General features: G+C 35.6%; 21 protein-coding genes and 1 pseudogene. 11 read left to right on the top strand and 11 right to left on the bottom strand.

Annotation, left to right across the window (positions count from 1 at the left end):
* The first annotated feature begins 43 nt into the window (after nt 1-43).
* On the top strand, nt 44-1672 hold the full coding sequence (locus WCP76_RS05475; protein WP_336294679.1) for an acyl-CoA dehydrogenase family protein: 1629 nt from the start codon (nt 44-46) through the stop codon (nt 1670-1672).
* On the opposite strand, the gene ruvX is transcribed toward WCP76_RS05475, so the two are convergent.
* On the bottom strand, nt 1657-2136 hold the full coding sequence (ruvX, locus tag WCP76_RS05470) for a Holliday junction resolvase RuvX (RefSeq protein ID WP_336294678.1): 480 nt from the start codon (nt 2134-2136) through the stop codon (nt 1657-1659). The genes WCP76_RS05475 and ruvX overlap by 16 nt on opposite strands.
* 139 nt (nt 2137-2275) lie before the next feature.
* Between ruvX and gatC the strand changes: the two genes are divergently transcribed.
* Together gatC and gatA are read left to right on the top strand one after the other, a co-directional pair.
* A complete protein-coding gene (gatC, locus tag WCP76_RS05465; RefSeq protein WP_336294677.1) occupies nt 2276-2563 on the top strand; it encodes an Asp-tRNA(Asn)/Glu-tRNA(Gln) amidotransferase subunit GatC in 288 nt (95 codons plus the stop codon).
* Between the two features lie 32 nt (nt 2564-2595).
* Complete coding sequence (gatA, locus tag WCP76_RS05460) at nt 2596-4080, top strand: Asp-tRNA(Asn)/Glu-tRNA(Gln) amidotransferase subunit GatA (RefSeq protein ID WP_336294676.1); 1485 nt, start codon at nt 2596-2598, stop codon at nt 4078-4080.
* Nucleotides 4081-4157: 77 nt separating this feature from the next.
* On the opposite strand, the gene WCP76_RS05455 is transcribed toward gatA, so the two are convergent.
* The 5 genes from WCP76_RS05455 to WCP76_RS05435 form a co-directional block, all read right to left on the bottom strand.
* Nucleotides 4158-4868, bottom strand: a complete 711-nt coding sequence (locus tag WCP76_RS05455; protein ID WP_336294675.1) for an ABC transporter ATP-binding protein — start codon at nt 4866-4868, stop codon at nt 4158-4160.
* The gene (locus tag WCP76_RS05450; RefSeq protein WP_336294674.1) at nt 4855-5637 is read right to left on the bottom strand and encodes an ABC transporter ATP-binding protein; all 783 of its coding nucleotides are present in this window, start codon (nt 5635-5637) and stop codon (nt 4855-4857) included. The genes WCP76_RS05455 and WCP76_RS05450 overlap by 14 nt, the downstream gene beginning before the upstream one ends.
* On the bottom strand, nt 5634-6692 hold the full coding sequence (locus tag WCP76_RS05445) for a branched-chain amino acid ABC transporter permease (protein WP_336294673.1): 1059 nt from the start codon (nt 6690-6692) through the stop codon (nt 5634-5636). The genes WCP76_RS05450 and WCP76_RS05445 overlap by 4 nt, the downstream gene beginning before the upstream one ends.
* A complete protein-coding gene (locus WCP76_RS05440; RefSeq protein WP_336294672.1) occupies nt 6692-7768 on the bottom strand; it encodes a branched-chain amino acid ABC transporter permease in 1077 nt (358 codons plus the stop codon). Before WCP76_RS05440 ends, WCP76_RS05445 begins: the two co-directional genes overlap by 1 nt.
* Before the next feature lie 112 nt (nt 7769-7880).
* Nucleotides 7881-9014, bottom strand: coding sequence for an ABC transporter substrate-binding protein (locus WCP76_RS05435; protein WP_336294671.1), 1134 nt, complete (start codon nt 9012-9014; stop codon nt 7881-7883).
* A gap of 298 nt (nt 9015-9312) precedes the next feature.
* Here WCP76_RS05435 and WCP76_RS05430 point away from each other — a divergent pair, with 298 nt between their 5' ends.
* From WCP76_RS05430 to WCP76_RS05415, 4 genes are all read left to right on the top strand, one after another.
* A complete protein-coding gene (locus WCP76_RS05430; RefSeq protein WP_336294670.1) occupies nt 9313-9888 on the top strand; it encodes a cold-shock protein in 576 nt (191 codons plus the stop codon).
* A gap of 580 nt (nt 9889-10468) precedes the next feature.
* Nucleotides 10469-10642 (top strand): hypothetical protein, encoded by a 174-nt coding sequence (locus WCP76_RS05425; protein WP_336294669.1) that lies wholly within the window; start codon nt 10469-10471, stop codon nt 10640-10642.
* Nucleotides 10639-11412 (top strand): alpha/beta fold hydrolase, encoded by a 774-nt coding sequence (locus WCP76_RS05420; protein WP_336294668.1) that lies wholly within the window; start codon nt 10639-10641, stop codon nt 11410-11412. The genes WCP76_RS05425 and WCP76_RS05420 overlap by 4 nt, the downstream gene beginning before the upstream one ends.
* A gap of 603 nt (nt 11413-12015) precedes the next feature.
* The gene (locus WCP76_RS05415; RefSeq protein ID WP_336294709.1) at nt 12016-12228 is read left to right on the top strand and encodes a DUF3126 family protein; all 213 of its coding nucleotides are present in this window, start codon (nt 12016-12018) and stop codon (nt 12226-12228) included.
* Between the two features lie 46 nt (nt 12229-12274).
* On the opposite strand, the gene radC is transcribed toward WCP76_RS05415, so the two are convergent.
* From radC to sfsA, 3 genes are read right to left on the bottom strand one after another with little or no spacing between them, the layout of a single operon-like run.
* Nucleotides 12275-13027 (bottom strand): RadC family protein, encoded by a 753-nt coding sequence (radC, locus tag WCP76_RS05410; RefSeq protein WP_336294667.1) that lies wholly within the window; start codon nt 13025-13027, stop codon nt 12275-12277.
* A 31-nt stretch (nt 13028-13058) separates the two neighbouring features.
* A complete protein-coding gene (map, locus tag WCP76_RS05405) occupies nt 13059-13889 on the bottom strand; it encodes a type I methionyl aminopeptidase (RefSeq protein ID WP_336294666.1) in 831 nt (276 codons plus the stop codon).
* Complete coding sequence (gene sfsA, locus WCP76_RS05400; protein ID WP_336294665.1) at nt 13882-14598, bottom strand: DNA/RNA nuclease SfsA; 717 nt, start codon at nt 14596-14598, stop codon at nt 13882-13884. The genes map and sfsA overlap by 8 nt, the downstream gene beginning before the upstream one ends.
* 303 nt (nt 14599-14901) lie before the next feature.
* On the opposite strand from sfsA, the pseudogene WCP76_RS05395 reads away from it, so the two are divergent.
* The 4 genes and pseudogenes from WCP76_RS05395 to ttcA all read left to right on the top strand — a co-directional run bounded on the left by WCP76_RS05395 (nt 14902) and on the right by ttcA (nt 18480).
* A pseudogene (locus tag WCP76_RS05395) lies at nt 14902-15737 on the top strand (RNA methyltransferase).
* Entirely contained in the window at nt 15730-16542 is an 813-nt protein-coding gene (gene murI / locus WCP76_RS05390) for a glutamate racemase (protein ID WP_336294664.1), read from the top strand. The pseudogene WCP76_RS05395 and the gene murI overlap by 8 nt, the downstream one beginning before the upstream one ends.
* A gap of 183 nt (nt 16543-16725) precedes the next feature.
* Nucleotides 16726-17343 carry a 30S ribosomal protein S4 gene (rpsD, locus tag WCP76_RS05385; RefSeq protein WP_336294663.1) on the top strand — a complete coding sequence of 206 codons (618 nt, stop codon included), beginning with the start codon at nt 16726-16728 and terminating at the stop codon, nt 17341-17343.
* Between the two features lie 279 nt (nt 17344-17622).
* Nucleotides 17623-18480 carry a tRNA 2-thiocytidine(32) synthetase TtcA gene (gene ttcA, locus WCP76_RS05380; RefSeq protein ID WP_336294662.1) on the top strand — a complete coding sequence of 286 codons (858 nt, stop codon included), beginning with the start codon at nt 17623-17625 and terminating at the stop codon, nt 18478-18480.
* A 42-nt stretch (nt 18481-18522) separates the two neighbouring features.
* Here ttcA and rimO read toward each other — a convergent pair whose 3' ends face one another.
* Together rimO and lexA are read right to left on the bottom strand one after the other, a co-directional pair.
* The gene (gene rimO / locus WCP76_RS05375) at nt 18523-19836 is read right to left on the bottom strand and encodes a 30S ribosomal protein S12 methylthiotransferase RimO (RefSeq protein WP_336294661.1); all 1314 of its coding nucleotides are present in this window, start codon (nt 19834-19836) and stop codon (nt 18523-18525) included.
* Between the two features lie 150 nt (nt 19837-19986).
* Nucleotides 19987-20700, bottom strand: coding sequence for a transcriptional repressor LexA (lexA, locus tag WCP76_RS05370; protein ID WP_336294660.1), 714 nt, complete (start codon nt 20698-20700; stop codon nt 19987-19989).
* Nucleotides 20701-20897: the final 197 nt, after the last annotated feature.

Below are 20897 nucleotides of genomic sequence, written 5' to 3'. Positions count from 1 at the left end.
GTCTACGATGTGAATTAATTGAATAAATAATAGGAATATGCCTATGAGTGCTGTGTCTGCGCAAAATACTCGCCGAAAAAATGCATTTCTTAGTGATACGCTTATGTTCCGTATTGCCTCTATTTTGCCTAAATTTTTATTAACAAGCTTTGAAGAAATAGGAGATTTTGTGGTAAGTCATGAAGCACAGGAGCTATCCTCTTTAGCGAATCGTTATCGACCGGTATTGCGCTATAATGATGAATGGGGAAAACCAACAGAACAGTTAGAAATACACTCTTCTTATCAAACTCTTCAAAAATATTTTAGACAAACTGGTTTGGTTACTTCTCTTTGGGAAAATACAACCACAGAAAACGGAGTACGCTATCAAGCTCGCGCTATTCGCTTAGCCTTATCTGCTAGTCTGGATACAGGGCCTTTAAATGAGGTTATTATAACAAGTGCAGCTATTGCAGTCTTAATTAGTGATGCTGAACTATTCAAAAAATGGCAAAATGCACTTTTATCACGCCAATATGATTTATCATCAAAGCCTGTTAATAGAAAAAAAGCGGCTGCGATTACATGTGCTTTTGATGATGCTGAAAAACAAGAAAAATACTCTTTAAGCTTTCCACGTGTTAAAAAAGTTTCTTTTGATGAAAAAATGGGACGTGATTTGTATCGCTTAAATGTTGTAAAAACAAACGTTATTAATCCTATAGTGGATGGATATCTTGTTAGTGCAGATTTAGATGGCCATTTAAGCTGCTTTTTAGTTCCACGCATACAAGAAAATGGTGCATTAAATGGTACCATATCGATTCGTAACTTAGTGCAACGTTCCGGAGAATTTTCAACACCAGAAGGCGTTGTTGATTTTCAGGGTAGTTATGGTTGGCTTTTGGGTAATATAGGAGAGGGAGGTAAAGTAATTAAGGATATCGAAACAATGATGCGTTTTGATCAATCTGTAATATCAACAGGTGTACTGCGAGCTGCACTTCAATCTGGCATAGACTTTTTTCGAAAAAAAATACCAGATCAACCATTACCGGCACTGACAGAACGTATTTTTGCAGATATTGCACTGGATATTGCTGCCGCACAAGCTTTGGTTTTGCGTTTAGCCAGAGCCTTTGACAACGCTGCAAATGACCGTTCTGAAGCAGCTTTTGCACGAATCATGACGCCCATTATTGCTTATCACGTAAGCCAATTAGTCATTCCTATTATTGGAGAAATTGTTGCTCAGCTTGGTATCGAAAGCTTTTTAGAAGGTAATCCGCTATCACAAATGTTGTGTAATAGCCCTGCACGAATTGTGAGAAATAATTCTTCTAATCAATTAGTAAAGGATGCAATTCTTATCGCCGAAAAAGCACCAGGATTATTCCAAAAATTGTTAGAAAAAATCGCTATTGATATTGGACCAGCAGGACCACGAGCAATTGAAATTATAAAATCTGCTGTAGATATGGCATCAGCAAATGAAGGAGCAGGGAGATTTTTTGTTGAACAAGTGGCGTATGCAGCTGCAGCTGCATCGTTACGCTTTACAGATATAGAACATGTTGCCAACGCCTATATGGAAAGCCGTCTTGGAGGACAATGGAGATCTTCTTACGGAATGCTAATTGCACGCTATAATGCAGGACATCTATTAAATGTTCTTTATCCTTCCATATGATGAAGGATTTGAATTCTATTGAGAGCACCTTGCAATATAAAAGCAGCAGCAGCCGAATCAATGCGGGCTGCTCTTTTTGCACGCGATACATCCATTTCGCAAAGAGAGCGTTCTGCAGCAACAGTTGATAAGCGTTCGTCCCAAAAAACAAATGGAATTTCTGTATGTGCTTTCATATTGCTCACAAAAGTTCTTGTTGCCTGAGCACGAGAACCGCTACTTCCATTCATGTTAAGAGGTAAGCCAATGATAACAACTCCAACATTTTCATAATTAAAAATTTTTACAAGTGCGTGAGCATCTTGCATAAATTTTTTTCGTTGAAGCACAGGACGCGGATTTGAAAAAGTTAGACCAATATCAGAAATCGCAATTCCGATAGTTTTTTTGCCCAAATCTAAACCTGCTATTGTTTTCCCAGGCAAAAGATGTGTAATAACTTCATTGATATTAATAATAGCCATATGGTTTACAATTTAAGTCTTTTTAGTATTTCAGATTTATCCTGATATTCTTTATTCGTGCTACCAAGATTCTTGTACTTGCAAACAAAACCTATAGCCAGTAAATGAATATCAAAATAGAAAAGCAGAAAGGCATAGTATGTCTGTTGATCAAGAAACAGTCAAGCGTATAGCATGTTTGGCACGTATTGCTGTCCAAAACGATGAAATGGAACGTGTAACAAAAGAACTCAATGTTATTCTAGGGTTTGTGGAACAGCTGAATGAAGTTGATGTTAGTAGCGTTGAACCATTAACGTCAGTGATACCAATGACATTACAAATGCGTGAAGATAGTATCACAGATGGTAATAAAGCAGTGGACATTGTAGCAAATGCACCTGTCACGGAAGAGAATTTTTTTCTTGTTTCAAAAGTCATCGAGTAACTTTCCTCTATTTAAAAAACTTGAGAACCAATATGACCGATTTAACGACCTTAACGATTGCACAGGCCCGCGACGCTCTAATAAAAAAAGAGTTCAAAGCGACTGAATTAACACAAGCTTATTTACAAGCGATTGAATTGGCTAATCCAACTTTGAACGCTTATGTAGCAATAACAGCAGAGCAAGCAAGAAAAATGGCTACGGAATCAGATAATCGCCTAGCTAGAGGGCAGGGTGGTATCTTAGAAGGAATTCCGCTAGGCATTAAAGATCTTTTTGCAACATACGGTGTTCATACTCAAGCCTGTTCACATATCCTTGATGGTTTTAAACCGCGCTATGAATCAACAGTAACAGCTAATTTGTGGAAAGATGGAGCTGTTATGTTAGGTAAGCTTAATATGGATGAGTTTGCGATGGGATCCTCCAATGAAACATCATATTATGGTCCAGTTATTAATCCGTGGAGGAAAAAAGACTCTAACGAAAAGCTTGTACCAGGTGGTTCTTCAGGTGGTTCTGCAGCCGCTGTTGCGGCACGACTTTGTGCGGGTGCAACAGCGACAGATACAGGTGGTTCAATACGTCAGCCAGCAACATTCACTGGAACGGTAGGAATTAAACCAACTTATGGACGTTGTTCACGTTGGGGAACTGTAGCTTTTGCTTCATCACTTGATCAGGCTGGACCTATTGGGCGAGATGTTCGTGATTGTGCTATTTTACTGAAATCAATGGCTTCTTTTGATGAAAAAGATGCCACTTCAGTTAATTTACCAGTTCCTGATTATGAAAGTTATATTGGCAAATCAATAAAAGGAATGAAAATTGGTATTCCGAAAGAATACTATCTTGAGGGAATGTCTCCTGAAATTATTTCCCTTTGGAAAAAAGGGATGAGCTGGCTAAAAGAGGCAGGTGCTGAAATAAGTGATATATCATTACCCCATACAAAATATGCGTTGCCTGCTTATTATATTATTGCTCCTGCAGAAGCATCTTCTAATTTAGCACGTTATGATGGTGTTCGTTTTGGTCTCCGTATACCAGGAAAAGATATTATTGAAATGTATGAAAATACTCGTTCGACTGGTTTTGGTGATGAAGTCAAACGTCGTATATTGATTGGTACTTATGTCCTTTCATCCGGTTATTATAATGCCTATTATCTTAAAGCTCAAAAAATACGAACATTAGTAAAACACGATTTTGATACATGTTTTGCTTCTGGCTTTGATGCAATTCTTACGCCTGCAACACCAACACCAGCTTTTAGCATTGCTGATAAAAAAATAAAAAATGATACTGTGGCAATGTATCTTAATGATATTTTTACTGTGCCAGTTAATATGGCTGGATTACCAGGAATTTCCATTCCCGCCGGTCTCTCATCAAATGGTTTACCATTAGGATTGCAATTGATTGGTAAACCTTTTTTTGAAGAAGTCATTTTTCAAATAGCATATATTATAGAACAAGCGGCTGGAACCTTTAGCGCTGAAAAATGGTGGACATGATAATGCAAAGGCATCTCTAGGAAAACGACGAGATGCTCCAGGGAATTAATTATTTATCTTTTAAAAATTTTTATTTTTTATCCGCCTAAATATGCTTCTTTAACACGTGGATCAGAAAGCATAGTTTTGCCTTCACCATGAAATAAAATACGGCCTACCTCTAGAATATAAGCATAATCAGCAATAGAAAGCGCTGCAAACGCATTTTGTTCAATGAGAAGTACAGTCTTTCCCATATCATTAATTTTTCGGATAATCGAAAAAATTTCCTTTACAAGAAGCGGCGCTAAACCCAGAGAAGGTTCATCTAATATTATCATGTCAGGATTACTCATGAGCGCGCGACCTACAGCAAGCATTTGTTGTTCACCACCTGACATTGTTCCTCCCAACTGTTTTGCTCTTTCACGTAATCGTGGAAAGAGATCAAATATCCATTCGATATCGCGAGAAATTCCAGCTTTATCATGACGGATATAAGCGCCCAAATGTAGATTCTCTAAAACAGTGAGATGAGGCATAATACGCCGTCCTTCAGGACTTAAAGCAATCCCTAACCGCAAAATTTTTTCTGGTGATTTTTTAATGATTGATTCGTTTTTATATGTAATCTCTCCATAAACAGATCGATTAAGGCCTGTAATAGAGCGTACAATGCTGGTTTTTCCTGCTCCATTAGCACCAACTAAAGTTACTATACTTCCCTTTTTAATAGACATAGAAAGATCTTGGATGGCCTTAATGGCGCCGTAATGAACGTGAAGATTTTTTATTTTAAGAATATCCATAAACATCTCCGCCTAGATAAGCTTCAATAACTTTAGGGTTGTTACGAATTTCATCTGGTGTGCCATTGGCAATGCAACAGCCATATTCCATTACCCAAAGATATTGGCAAAGCCCCATAACAACTTTCATATCATGTTCTATAAGTAGAATCGTAAGATCAAAGTCTTTTTGCACTTTCATTATAAATGTTCTAAGATCTTCACTTTCTTGTGGGTTCATGCCAGCAGCAGGTTCATCCAAAAGTAGTAATTTTGGTTTTGTTGCTAGCGCGCGCGCAATTTCTAGACGTCGTTGTACACCATATGGCAAAGCCATTGCTGATTGATTAGAAAGATGATCAAGTTGTAATCGTTCAAGAAGTTCTATTGAACTTTTACGGACTTCACTTTTTTCTTTCATTGCTTTTGGAAAAAACAAAGCGGAAGAAAACCAAGGATACTTTTCTCGGATGTGAGCTCCCACCATAACATTTTGCAAAACTGTTAGCCCCGAAAAAAGGCGAATATTTTGAAATGTCCGTGCGATATGACGTCTACAAATAATATAAGGAGGCAATCCAGAAATTTTTTGCTCATCAAAAAGAATTGTTCCACTTGTAGGAGCGTAAAATCCAGAAACCATATTAAAAATAGTTGTTTTTCCAGCACCATTCGGACCAATCAATCCAGTAATTGTTCCTCGCTTGATTGCCATATTAATATTGTTTACAGCAATTAATCCGCCAAAACGCATCACAATCTCATTGAGTGAAAGAATGATGTCGCTCATGGTTTTCCCTCAGTATTAGAAATTTTTTTACGTATCAAAAAGTTATAAATTGCATTCCATGAAAATTCGCGTTGTCCTAACAATCCTTTTCTCCAAAATAAGATAATCATTAGTAATAGAAGAGAAAACACTACCATACGAAGCCCTGGTATCCCTGGAATATGTATAGAACCTAAGGCAAACGGACTTTCAATAATGCGAAGCCATTCAAGCATGATCGTAATAGTCATACTACCTATAATACTACCTGTAATTGAACCAAGACCACCAGCAACAACAATCATCAAAATATTAAAAGTGAGAAGAAAGTTGAACATTTTTGGATCTATAGTTGAAATAAGAGCAGCCATCAAAGCTCCTCCTACACCTGCAAAAAATGCACCAACAGTAAAGGACATGCTACGGTAGAAAAAAGCATTAACTCCCATTGTTTTTGCGGCAATTTCGTCATCACGAATAGCACGCAATACGTTACCGGTATTGCTTTGCAGTAAGAGGGTAATAAATATCACTGTAAATGCTAACCAACCATAATTCCACCATAATGTAGCATTTTGAGGTATCCCCTTGATTCCTAAAGATCCATTTGTGAAAGATGTTGCATTCGTAATAACAATGCGAATAATTTCTGCAAAACCCAATGTTGCAATTCCAAGATAATCACCACCAAGACGCAATATAGGGAGAGCAATAAATAAACCTACAACGGCTGCACATAAACCACTTATAAAAACGGCCACAAAAAAAGGTAGTTGCAGATAATGTAATGGCTCAGCTATAGGTTCAAGAATCCACATCATTTCTTTCTGTTCAGGAGAAAGAAGTAAAATTGCGCATACATAAGCACCAATGGCCATAAATCCAGAATGTCCAAGAGAAAACATACCTGTAAAACCATAAATTAAATTAAGCGAAATCGCTAATATCGCATTAATAGCAATCAGATTAATAATACGAATTGTGTAGTCATTAAAATGCCTATCAACATAGAATAAAAAACAGACGAAAATCAAAATACTGATACACGATAAAAAAGTCGTTGTTAACTTTACCATTAGATTTTCTCCTGATTTTTTTTGCCCATTAATCCAGAGGGCATTGCTAACAAAATCAGAATCAATAAAACAAACGCGAAGGCATCTCGATACCCAGATACCGCGGGAAAAAATGCTATAATCATGATTTCGATGAATCCTAATAACAATCCTCCTAACATTGCTCCAATAATTGAGCCAATACCTCCAACCACAGCAGCGATAAATGCTTTTAGTCCAGGAAGAACGCCCATATAAGGCTGAATTTGAGGATAGCGTAGAGACCACATAATGCCTGCGATAGCAGCAAGTCCTGAGCCTATGCCAAATGTAAACGCAATAATTTTATCGACAGAAACACCCATCAAACGCGTTGTTTCAATCTCATATGATATTGCACGCATAGCAAGACCAGGCTTTGTTTTACGGATAATCCATAGCAGTAAAACAATGAGAACAAAAGAAACAACAGGAACGATCAAAGACATAGGAGCAATTCTAACGATTCCAGAAGCCCCTGATTTTATCTGCCATAGAAATGGGACTACAAGAAAATCTGGTTGTTTTACACCTTTCGGAACACCGCTAAAGAGTACAGTAGCAAGATTTTCAATAAAAAAGGAAACTCCTATTGCACCGATAAGTGCTGAAATACGTGGAGCATTGCGCAGAGGCTTATAAGCAAATTGATCAATAGTAATACCTACTGCACTTGTGATAAAAATGGAAAAACAAAGAGCCAAGACCCAAATTGGGGTAAAATTTTGCGGAGAAACTTTAAAATAGTAAATGAATCCTAAAGCGAGGATAAAAAAAGCAGCGACCCAATAAATGGATGGGAATTTTTTGAACCCAATAAACACAGAGTAATAAATGAGCAAAGCCAATAAGACGAGAAGAATAGCAACCCAAGCTGGCATAAAGCTAATTGTTGAAAAGAAAACAAAATACGCCCCCAGCATAAAGATATCACCATGAGCAAAATTAATGAATCTCAGTATACCATAGACCATGGTGTAACCAATAGCGATAAGCCCATAAAGAGATCCCAATGTCAGTGCATTAAAAAAATACTGGATGAACAGTTCAATGCTCATCTCTCATCCTCCCACATTTGTTAATTAATCAAGGTAAATAAGAAGCGTTTAAATTTTTGTTGAAAAAATCCTCGACTAACTTGTATTTTATAGCAGAAAAATTTCTAATTTTTTAAAAAGCAAGTTTTACTTCATCCAAATAAACACGTTTTCCACCTTTTATTTCAATTATGCCAATAGAGATTTGAGGATTATGATTTTCGTCCATAGATATATTACCAAAAGGAGTTTGAAAATCTTTTAATTTGCTGAGTGCGAGAGTAATTTTTTCACGATCAGAACTTCCAGCATTTTCAATAGCTTTCATAAACATCATGTAGCTCGTGTATCCCAAAACCGAATTTATATTTGGCTCTTTATCAGGATAAGCCGCTCTCCATTCATTTGTAAATTCTTGTGCAGATACTGACATATTAGGCATATCTTCACTGTAAGGAAGTGTTGTATGTAAAAATCCTTCCGCAGCTTTTCCTGCAATTGTCAGAGTTTCCGGATTGTCCATAGCATCTCCACCCATAATTTGAAACTTTGCACCTAACTCACGCGCTTGTTTCATGATTATGGCACCTTCAGAAAAGTACGAAGGAATAAACAAGATATCAGGTTTTTGTGCTACAATTTGTGTAAGAACAGCTGAAAAATCCTGATCTCCGGAATTATAATTTAAATTTGAGATGATTTCACCACCTAATTTTTTAAAAGCACGCGTAAAATAATTTGCAAGACCAATTGCGTAATCGCTTGATATATCTTTAAGAATAACTGCCTTTTTCGCGTGTAAAGTCTCACTCACGTAAGTTGCGATTCCTATACCTTGGTTGAAATCTGTAAAGCAAGCACGAAAGTAATATTTTCTACCCTGTGTAACAAGTGGGTTTGTTGAGGAAGTTGCAATAGTGGGAGTCTTTCCTTTTTCAGATATTTCTCCACCAGCCAATGAAAGTGAAGAGCCATAACTACCAATAATTCCATTAACTTTTTCGCTTGCAATTAAACGCATAACAGCATTAGCAGCTTCTACCTTATCAGATTTATTATCAATAATAACAAGTTCCACTTTACGTCCCAATATTTCTGGGATTTTTTTATGCGCTAACTCTACACCTTTAATTTCAAGCTGGCCTCCAAATGCATTTTGACCGCTTAACGGAAGATAAACACCAATTTTGATAGGTTCACTCGCATAGACATTTGTTACAAGTGCCATGACAACCATGACTATAGTAAGAATTTTTTTTAATTGCATTGCGCACTTTCCTCAAATCTCATTGTAATCTTTACACTTTATCTTGAACTTTTTCATCATGCAAGTTACACATTAACAAAAATATCAGTGTGTAAAAAACCTTTTGCATTATCTTTGTAAAGGTATCAATTGTAAGATATGCAGGATTTCTAAATATTCGTATCGATATTAACATTAAGAGATACGACAATATGGGGAAATCTTAATCTTGGGGCTTGCGTGTTGATGCAAGAGCAATGTTTACTTAACGTAGAGAATCAATATTGTACAATTTAGAGCTACAGGATCACATTTTATTATGACGACTAAGAACGCATTAAAGGATTGTTCCCCATCTGAGGAAAGTATAGGTGCTTGTGGTGAAATTATTGAAATCAGTGGTGTCATTAAGTGGTTTGATGGTAGTAAGGGGTACGGGTTTATTGTACCTGATTTGCCTAATTTTCCCGATATATTGTTGCATATTACGGTAATGCGAAAAGATGGTTTCCAAACCGCTTTGGAGGGTGCTAAGGTTATCTGTACCGTGGAAAAAACTGAACGAGGGTTGAAGTGCGTTCAGGTGAAATCCATAGATTGTTCTTCAGCGGTTCATCCGTTAGAAACTCCAGCTCGTACTCATTTTACTGTTACTCCAGAAAGCGGTTTAGAGCGCGCAATTGTAAAATGGTTTAATCGCGATAAAGGATTTGGTTTTCTTAGCCGTGGGCAGGGAACAGAAGATATTTTTGTTCATATGGAAACGTTACGCCGTTTTGGTCTAGCAGAGCTTCGTTCTGGGCAAGTTGTTCTTGTGCGTTTTGGCAAAGGGGAAAAAGGTTTGATGACAGCAGAAATTTATCCTGACATAGGCGTTCCATTTGCTACGCATTGAGTTTTACTATTAGAGTTACATGGTTCCTTTATTTTAAGGAGATTACTATAATATAAAATTAAGTAAAAATAGCAATAATGCTGCCATCTCTGCAAGAAACCATATATGTGAATACAATGAAACAGATTACTAATGTTACATTGAGCACAATAATTGAAGTGACTGTTTTATTCTTTCCTGTTTTTGGAATTCAAGTGCCTTTTATTTTTGCAACAAAGCTAAAGATGTGCTTGTAAAAGATAAGAGTGTTCAAAACATTTGGTACAGAGGAAAAACTATTCTGCTACACTCTGTTTATGTTAAAAATGAATGTAACTGTGGCAAAGAATGCTAGAGCTCCTTGGCATCTTTTTTTTAAATACAAACAATGCCGGGATGGTTTTTTACGGAGGAGGTATAATTTTTCTACAGTTTCAAGCAGTGAATTGTTTAGTGAAGCACATTAACTTTTTACGTAATCGTGTCATACTTTTTAGAAATCAAAGAAGTAATAAATTAAAGAATGGGCAATTTTTTTATGTAGATGGTAAATACACTTTTATCCTTAGCTATGTTTAAAAAAAATGCTGGGGGAATTATCGTGTCGATTTTAAAAAAAACTTTCTCATTTTCAACGGGTGCTATTTTATCAGGAATATCCGCAATTTTTGAATTTGAGGTTTATTCTTGTGAAATTTCTAAAAAACAAATACTGAAGGGACAGTGGATTACTTATCCTGCTATTTTTAGAAAATGCAAAGGTGATAAAAAATGATAGCAGAAGATATTCGTTTTTTTGAATACAACGGTTTACGGTTTGCTTATCGAGAAGAAGGGCAGGGGGTACCTATTTTATTAATTCATGGTTTTGCATCTTCTGCACGTGTAAATTGGTACGCAACTAGCTGGTTTCGTACCCTCACTGAGGCTGGATATCGTGTCATTGCTATTGATAATCGTGGACATGGAGACTCAGTGAAAAGCTATGATACTTCTTTTTATACACCCCAAGCCATGGCTTATGACGCAGTGAGATTGTTGCAGCATTTAGGATTATCTAAAGCACATGTTATGGGCTATTCTATGGGTGCCAGAATTAGTGCATTTATGGCTCTTTTACATCCAACATATGTGCACAGCGTTATTTTTGGTGGTTTAGGTATTGGTATGGTAACAGGAGCAGGAAATTGGGAACCCATCGCTGAAGCTCTTTTAGCAGATGACATTTCGACTATTACCAATCCGCGTGGTTTGATGTTTCGTCAATTTGCAGATCGAACTAAAAGCGATAGACGTGCTCTCGCTGCTTGTATTATCACATCAAAAAAAGATTTAACAGCATCTGAAATTTACAAAATTAAACAACCTGCACTTGTGGCTGTTGGTTCATTAGATGAAATTGGCGGTGAAGCAGAACCGTTAGCAGCTTTGTTACCTTGTGGTGAAGCTTTATCAATTCCTGGTAGAGATCATATGCTCGCTGTAGGAGATAGGCTCTATAAAAAAGGCGTTATCAATTTTCTTTCTCGTTATCCCATTATATGAGCATTATTCCATACATTTTAGAGCTTAAGAAAATATTTGATATTTTTTATTTGAAACAATTTGAGAAGCTTATTCATAAGTAAAGCTTTTTGTGTAAATTGTTATAAAAAATTGGGAGAAGTAGTAATAAATGTTAGTGAGCTTAGTTTATATGTTTGTATAAAAATATAATTTCCTTTTTTTAGCTTAAATATAGTATGAATTAATTAAAGAAAATTATTTTCTATTTACGCAATAGGAATTTTAGTAAACAAAATAACTGTCAAAAATGAAACTGTTTTTATTTTATAAAAGTTCACTTTTTACAAGAAAGAAAAAATTATAAATGATTGATCAATGTTTCGTCAGAATATGTTTGTAAGCGCAGATGTTAAAAAAATTTTAAAGCATTTTTTACTTTTAAATATATACGTATATATTTAAAAATGATAGTTACTTTTAGTAAAATTTCTTCAACATATGTGTAAAAATAATGATATTTAAAATATATTAAATATAAGCGAAAATTTATAATAATATTTTTATACATTTAGATAATACTATAATTGCTTTATTTTTAAAGTAAATTTTAAATGGCAGCGTTTTAAAATATAGGAGAGCATGGTGAATGATAATGAAATAAAAAAACTTGATAATTATTTTAAAAACACATTTCAAAATTCAACATTGCAAGTAAAAGCACGCCCAAAAAAGGAAGATTCTTGTGAAGTTTATATTGGAGATGAATTTTTAGGTGTTATCTATCGCGATGAAGATGAAGATGAACTATCATACAATTTCTCAATGGCTATATTAGACATTGATTTAGAAAGCTAGTTTTTATGAATCTTATTGAATGAAATCGTTCTTCATTCAATAAGATTCATATGAGTTTTGATGCTTTGAAGCTTGTGTGTGTGTTTCGAGCAATGATAAGATGATCATGAACTGCAATACCCAACGCATTTGCTGCATCTTTTACTCTATACGTCATTGTTATATCTGCTTCAGAAGGTGTAGCATCTCCAGAGGGGTGGTTGTGCACTAAGATAAGTCCTGATGCGGATAATTCCAAAGCTCGAGATATTATTTCTCGCGGGTAGACAGGAGTGTGATCAATGGTTCCAGTTTGTTGCACTTCATCAGCAAGTAAACCATTTTTCTTATCAAGAAATAAGATACGGAATTGTTCGCGTGTTTCGTGAGCCATGGTAGCTTTACAATAAGCTAAAACTTTATCCCATGATGAAAAAATATCACGTTTAAATAATTCTGCACGAGCAAGACGCCCAGCAACACCTGAAATAATTTTTAAGTCAGTGGCAGTTACTGGACCGCATCCTTTAATTTCTTGAAGTCGATGAATATCCGCGCCCAATACCTCAGATAATGAGCCAAAACGTGCTATCAAATTTTTTGCTATTGGTTTTGTATTTGCCCGAGGAATAGTGCGAAAAAGCAACAATTCAAGATATTCGTAGTCTTCAATTGCATTCCCTTTTGAGTTTAAATAGCGTTTACGGAGACGTTCACGATGCCCTTGGTAATGCTTATGTGTCTGTGATTTTTTTTGTCTTGGATTAAGTGGAGAACTTGATGCCAATGAAAAATCGTTGTTATCTCCCTTTTTATTCATTTTTCAGCCACAACATTTCTACATTTATTTTTCAGGCGTATGAATTTGGAATATAGAAAATATTTTCAGGAGATGCTGTAAAAATTTCGCATCCATCATTTGTTACACCAATTGTATGTTCGTATTGTGCAGTAAGAGACCGATCGCGTGTAACCGCAGTCCAGCCATCAGATAAAATCTTAACCTGTGGTTTTCCAAGGTTGATCATAGGTTCAATTGTAAACATCATACCTTGTTTTAATTCTACTCCTTCTCCAGGTTTTCCGTAATGTAAAATATTGGGCGCATCATGAAAAAGCTGACCGATACCATGTCCGCAAAAATCTCTCACAATAGAGCACCGTTCGGATTCCGCATAATTTTGAATGGCTGCCCCAATATCACCTGTAGTTGCTCCAGGTTTTACTACGGCGATTCCTCTCATGAGACTTTCATGTGTTATTTTTAGCAGACGTTCCGCAGCCCGTTTGATTTTTCCAACAGGATACATACGGCTTGAATCTCCATGCCAACCATCGAGAATAAAGGTCACATCAACATTAATAATGTCACCTTCTTGCAAAAATCTTTTATTAGGTATGCCATGACAAACAACATGATTGATAGAAGTACAACATGAATGACTGTATCCATGATAATTAAGGTCAGCGGGAAGAGCTCCTCGCTCTGCAGCAAAAGTAAACACAAAATCATCAATTTCCTGTGTAGTGATGCTAGGCTTAATAATATCTGTAAGTGCATCGAGGCATTCCGCAGCAATGCGGCCAACTTCGCGCATTTTAGAAAAAGCGTGCTCATCAAAAATGCGAATTTGTCCGTTAGATTTTAAGGATGTTTTATTATATTCAATATAATCAGTCATTGCTTTTTCTGCTTTCTATTTTCACTCGGTGAATCGGAAAAATACCTTCTGCACTTACGTGACATTTTACAGCATAAAACTCTACCCCTGATTTTAGTGCTAAATCGAATTTACGTCCATAGATTGGATCAAGGTCATAGCAAATTTTAAAAGCAGAGCAATCTTCTCGTTGAATCACGTAAAGCATAGCAGCTCTTTTTCCTTGTTGCACAACTTTTATGAGTTCTTCAAGATGGCGTGCGCCACGTTTTGTTACGGTATCAGGAAATTCTGCTAATCCTTTTTGACGAATACAATGCACATTCTTAACCTCTAAATAACAGTCAGGGGTGATACCATCACGCAAGAGAAAATCAATTCGTGATTGTGTACCGTAACGCTGTTCCGGTAAAATTGTTTTGTAACCATTTAATTCCGGTAATAACCCATTGTGAATTGCTTCTAACGCAAGTTTGTTTGGTAAAGCCGTATTGATGCCAACCAAAGTATTATTTGCCTCGACAATTTCTAATCGATATTCATATTTTCGCTTAGAGTTACTGTTGTATGAAAGCCAGATATTGGATCCGGGAATTGTTAATCCAAACATCGAGCCTGTATTAGGGACTGATACAGTGCAGACGTGTTGATCATCCCATTTAACATCAGCAAGAAAACGTTTATAACGACGGATAAGTTTTGCAGGAAAAAGTTTAGGAATAAAGAGCATGTCTCTTTCTTAGAATGCTTAATTTTATAATTCAACTTAGACTGTGGTCTGTAAATGTTATAGCATATTAAATAATGCCCTGTTAATCTAAAAAATATTAAGGAAACTAATATAATTGTCCAAGACCTAATAACAAAAGTTTGTTTTTATTTTCACAATTTATTATTAATTATTACTCCATAATAATTAATAATAAATTGTGAATGTAAAAATAATATTCGACCGTAAGCTATTATACTTTTATACTTTGTGATCAAAAAAATCAGCTGTAAGAACATAACGTATTGGAATTAGGTAAGATCGATGGCTGGAACCAATAAAAATCGTAAAAATTTAACAAATGGTCCAATTATTATTTTAGTTGAACCGCAGCTTCCTGAAAATATTGGTATGGTAGCAAGGGCAATGGCAAATTTTGGACTCTCTAAGCTTCGGTTAGTTAAACCCCGAGAAAAATTTCCAAATGAAAAAGCTAGAGCCTCAGCAAGTAAAGCAGATCATGTCATTAACGACACAGTAATTTTTGACACATTGCGTGATGCAATTGCAGATTTGCATTATGTTTTTGCTACAACAGCACGTGAAAGATGTGGTTTTAAAACTGTAAAAAGTGCAGTTGAAGCAGCAGGAATGTTGCGCCAGCGTGAGAATATTGGACATAGAACAGGTATTTTATTTGGAAGGGAGAGATGGGGATTAGAAAATGATGAAATCAGCCTAGTTGATGAAATTATTACTTTTCCAGTTAATCCTGCTTTTGCGTCACTCAATATTGCGCAAGCAGTTTTACTTATGTCTTACGAATGGATGAAATCAGGTTTGGAGGATGTAAGTGATACGGCTTTTCGTGCAGTAAAGATGGAGCCAGCAAATAAAGCAATGCTGCACGGTTTTTTGTCTCAATTAGAAAAAGCTCTCGATGTTCGCGGATATTTTAGACCGCGAGAACGCAAAGAAGTGATGCTTGCAAATCTATATTCTGTTTTTACACGTGCTAATTTTAGTGAATCTGAAGTTCATTTGCTACGTGGAATTATCTCTTCATTGGATCATTTTTCTCCAAAGTTTCCAAGGGGAAGCAATGCACAACTAAATCTTGAACGTAAAAATTAAAAATGAGTGTGCAAACCAATGGATGAACGACCTATTCTTTTTTTCGACAGTGGTATTGGTGGTTTAACAGTGTTGAGGGAAGTACGCGCTCTTATTCCTGAAACGCAATTCATTTATGTTGCCGACGATGCGGGATTTCCTTATGGAAATTGGGAAGAAAACACTCTAAAAAACCGCATTTTAAAGCTTTTTACAAATCTTTTAAAGCTCTATAATCCTAGTTTATGTGTAATTGCTTGCAATACTGTTTCTACATTGATGATGGCAGATTTACGACAGAAATTTCCTCAGATTCTTTTTGTAGGCACGGTTCCTGCAATTAAAACAGCAGCCGAACGAACAAAAACTGGTTTTATTTCAGTGCTAGCTACTCCTGGAACAGTGAAGCGTACTTATACACATAAATTAATCAATTCTTTTGCTGCCCAGTGTCACGTTAAGCTTGTCGGAAGTGAAAAACTTGCTGGATTTGCTGAAGATTACCTACGTGGAAAACCTATAAATTTAAGTGAATTACGTCAGGAAATCCTTCCATGCTTTGTTGAAGAAAATGGAAAATGTACTGATATTATTGTTTTAGCTTGTACACATTACCCTTTTTTGATTGACTTTTTTTATGAACAAGCTTTATGGCCAGTTGAATGGATTGATCCAGCAAAAGCTGTGGCCAAACATATAAAATCATTATTACAGGAAAGATTGTATTCCCCAAATATAAAGAAGTATAAAAACTTTGCATTGTTTACATCGCAAAATATAACTTCTTCAACAGAGCGCTTATTAAAAGGATTTAGCTTAAATGTTATGAAAGGTGTTGACTTTTTGGAGTAAGACCAATAAAGCTGCTTTGGTTTTTTCTTTCGAGAAAATTTCATTAATTAACGTGTCCCGTGAATGACTTGGCATGTTTGATGTGTTGAGGTATTCTGTCAGTCTTTGTATTTGAAGGCAGAGGAGGGTGCGTTTCCTTGAAGTCTCATTATGGGATCTCTTTTTTATTTTAAAGGAAATGCGATGAGTAAACGCGAAACAACAAAATATAAAATTGACCGCCGTATGGGAGAGAATATTTGGGGTCGCCCAAAATCTCCTGTTAATCGTCGTGATTATGGTCCAGGCCAGCACGGGCAGCGCCGCAAAGGAAAACTTTCTGATTATGGTGTACAATTGCGTGCTAAGCAGAAATTAAAAGGATTTTACGGTGATATTTCGGAAAAGCAATTTCGTAAAACTTACGAAGAAGCTGCTCGTCGACGCGGTGATACTGGTGAAAATCTTATTGGTCTCTTAGAATCGCGCTTGGATGCTGTTGTCTACCGTGCAAAATTTGTGCCTACGATTTTTGCTTCTCGCCAATTTATTAATCATGGTCATATCAATGTAAATGGTCGACGTACCAATATTCAATCTTATCGTTGTAAGCCAGGTGATATTATTGAGGTTCGTGAAAAGTCAAAACAGCTTGTTTTGGTATTGGAATCTGTACAGTTAGCAGAGCGTGATGTGCCTGAATATATTGAAGCAGATCATAATCAAATGAAAGCAACATTTACTCGTGTTCCTGCTTTTGCAGACGTTCCTTATGCTGTGCAAATGGAACCCAGTTTAGTTGTTGAGTTTTATTCTCGTTAAATTCTCCGCAAGGAGCATTACTCTCTTAATTTTGTTATATATTCAAAAATATATTGTGTTACTTTACGGTCTTTGAAGCTAACCAACGGTTTTTGTGAATGGTGCTATATCAAGTTTGTTGTTATATAATTATGGCAATGTAGCTTGTATAGCTCCATTTCTTTATGTATCTCAATTTATAATACATCAGTAGAGCATTAATTTAAGCTGCGTTACGTCTGTTTTTGTTTCTGTTATTCTTGCAGAGCAAACTTATTTATTATGCAGGATTATAATATTATGGATGGTGTTTCGATTGAATATCAAACAGTAGAAGAAAATGTAGAGAAGACTGATAATTGTCATCCAATATTCAGAAATGCTCCTTCAACTGTAGAGTTTAACAAATTGCGTAAACGGCTTTTACGTCATATACGGCAAGCGTTAGATGATTTTTCTATGCTTTCTTCAGGAAAAAAATGGCTTATTGCTTTATCAGGCGGAAAAGATTCTTATGGCTTACTAGCTCTTCTTCTTGATTTAAAATGGAGAGGTCTTTTACCTATTGAAATTCTAGCCTGTAATCTTGATCAAGGACAACCAGGATTTCCAAAGAACATTCTTCCGGACTTTTTAAAGTCTTATAAAATTCCATATCGTATTGAATATCAGGATACTTATTCTATCGTTACAGATAAATTAGCGCATACACAAACATATTGTTCGCTTTGTTCTCGATTGCGACGTGGTAATTTATATCGTATCGCGCGTGAAGAAAAATGCTCTGCATTAGTGCTCGGACATCACCGTGATGATGTTTTAGAAACATTTTTTATGAATTTATTTCATGGCGGCCGACTAGCTGCCATGCCTGGAAAGCTTATAAACGATGAAGGAGATCTTTTTGTCTTGCGTCCACTTGTTTACGCTGCTGAGGAAGATATGGAAAAATTTTCTCAAGAAATGCAATTTCCTATCATTCCTTGCAATCTTTGTGGCAGTCAAGATGGTTTACAACGCAATGCGATGAAAGAAATGCTAAAAGATATTGAAAAAAGGATGCCAGGACGTAAGGACACAATGATTCGCGCTCTGACAAATATACGTCCAAGCCACTTACTTGATAAAAAAAATTTTAATTTCAAAAGTTTATCATAAGTATTAAGTATTAATCAAAAATAAGCCTAAGTTTTTTATAACTTAAACTGCGATACCATAAAGATCGTAAGCGTCTGATTTTTCGATTTTTACGGTAACAAATTCACCCACACGTAATGGGCGCCGTGACGATATATGTATAACACCGTCTACTTCTGGCGCATCATATTGGCTACGACCTTTAGCGACTTTTCCTTGACTTTCATCAATCAGAACTTGGAGTCTTTTTCCGATTTTTCTCTTTAAAAGGTGAGTAGAGATTTTTTGTTGTGTTTCCATAAAGCGATGCCAGCGGTTTTCTTTTACTTCTTCAGAAATATTTTCTAAGCCTAAATCATTTGCGACAGCACCTTTTACTGCTTCATATTTAAAACAGCCAGCACGATCAATTTTTGCTTCCTTTAACCATTCAAGAAGTATGTTGAAATCTTCATTTGTTTCTCCTGGAAAACCAACGATAAAGGTTGAGCGTAAAACAAGATCTGGACATATTGCTCTCCATTTTTCAATTCGACGGTTTATTTTTTCCATAAATGCAGGACGTTTCATATTGCGTAAAACAGCTGGTGATGCATGTTGAAAAGGAATATCTAAATAAGGAAGAATTTTTCTTGCAGCCATAAGTTCAATAATTTCATCGACATGAGGATAAGGGTAAACATAATGCATGCGTATCCAGATACCCATATTTCCTAATTCGCGACAAAGATCGAAAAATTTCGTTTTTACTATGCGGTCTTTCCAAGTACTTTCAAGATATTTAATATCAATGCCATAAGCACTCGTATCTTGGGAGATAACCAAAAGTTCTTTTACACCGACTTGTACAAGTTTTTCAGCTTCGCGAAGAACATCATCAATGGGACGTGAAACAAGATTACCACGTAGGGTAGGGATAATACAAAAACTACATCGATTAGAACATCCTTCAGAAATTTTTAAATAAGCATAATGACGAGGTGTTAAACGAATACCTTGTGGAGGAACTAAATTGATAAATGGATCATGAACTGGAGGAATAGCTGTATGAACAGCTTGTATAACACTTTCATAAGCTTGTGGGCCTGTAATAGCCAACACATTAGGATGGGCTTGACGAATAACATCAGGATCAGCACCAAGACATCCCGTTACAATAACCTTTCCATTTTTTTTAAGGGCTTCATCAATATTAGCTAACGACTCATTTCGAGCAGAATCAAGAAAACCGCAGGTATTTACAATAACGAGATCAGCACCTTGATGCTTATGTGAAATTTCATAACCTTCAGATCTGAGCCTTGTAATAATTCGCTCAGAATCTACCAATGCTTTGGGACATCCGAGAGAAACAAAACTAATACGGGGTACTGCCATGATAAATCCTGCAACTTTATAACTTTAAAGTTATTTATTTTTTTATAATATTTATATGTTTTTTCTCAAAGATTGTGACACAATACAAAAAAATACCAAATAATTTTTTAATGGGTTCTCGGATAATATTTAGGAAAATATTTTTATCTTTTAATATTTACGAATAAGTCCGATAACTTTACCTTGTATCTGTACACGCTCAGATCCATATATATGCGTTTCATAGTGAGGGTTTGCAGCTTCTAATGCAATCGAGGCTCCTTTACGTCGATAACGTTTTAACATTGCTTCTTCTTTATCAATGAATGCAATAATAATTTCACCTGACATTGCTGTATTTTGAAGCTTTATAATTATAGTATCTTTATTAAAAATACCGGCTTCAATCATAGAATCATCTTTAACTTCTAAAGCATAGTGTTCACCAGAAGTAATCATATCTTGTGGTAAAGAAAGCGTATTTGTTTGTTGCAATATCGCGGAAATAGGCACACTCGCAGCAATGCGCCCCATAATAGGAATCACAATATTTTCTTTCCCTTCCGTCTCATAATTACCAAAGTTGCTAAAGTTTTTTGATAATTTTCTTTCATTTTTCTCTATCATATTTGGAGAAATTTTACGAGCTAAAGAAAGATCAAATGTTATTTTATCGGGAAGTCGAATTACCTCAAATGCACGAGCACGATTTGGAAAACGACGTATAAAACCTCGTTGTTCTAAGGCTACAATGAGTCTATGAATACCAGATTTTGAAGAAAGCTCTAATGCAATTCTCATTTCATCAAAGGAAGGAGGAATACCAGTTTCTTTCATATAATTGCGAATGAACAACAGTAGCTCATATTGTTTATATGTTAGCATTGAATATTCCAATCAAAAAGGAAACAAATAGAAAACAAAATATATATTTATATAATTTTTTAGATATAAATTTAAATAATTTTCTATTTTAAATAGTAAAATTAATAAACATGTACACTTAGCTATATTAATAATAACTATATATTATTAATATAAATTTTTATTTTATATAAAAATAATTTTACTATATTGTGTAT

This window comes from Bartonella vaga (assembly GCF_037070895.1).
GTDB lineage: Bacteria > Pseudomonadota > Alphaproteobacteria > Rhizobiales > Rhizobiaceae > Bartonella.
Note: the sequence above shows the minus strand (reverse complement) of the source record. Positions and strands in the feature narration are given on the sequence as shown.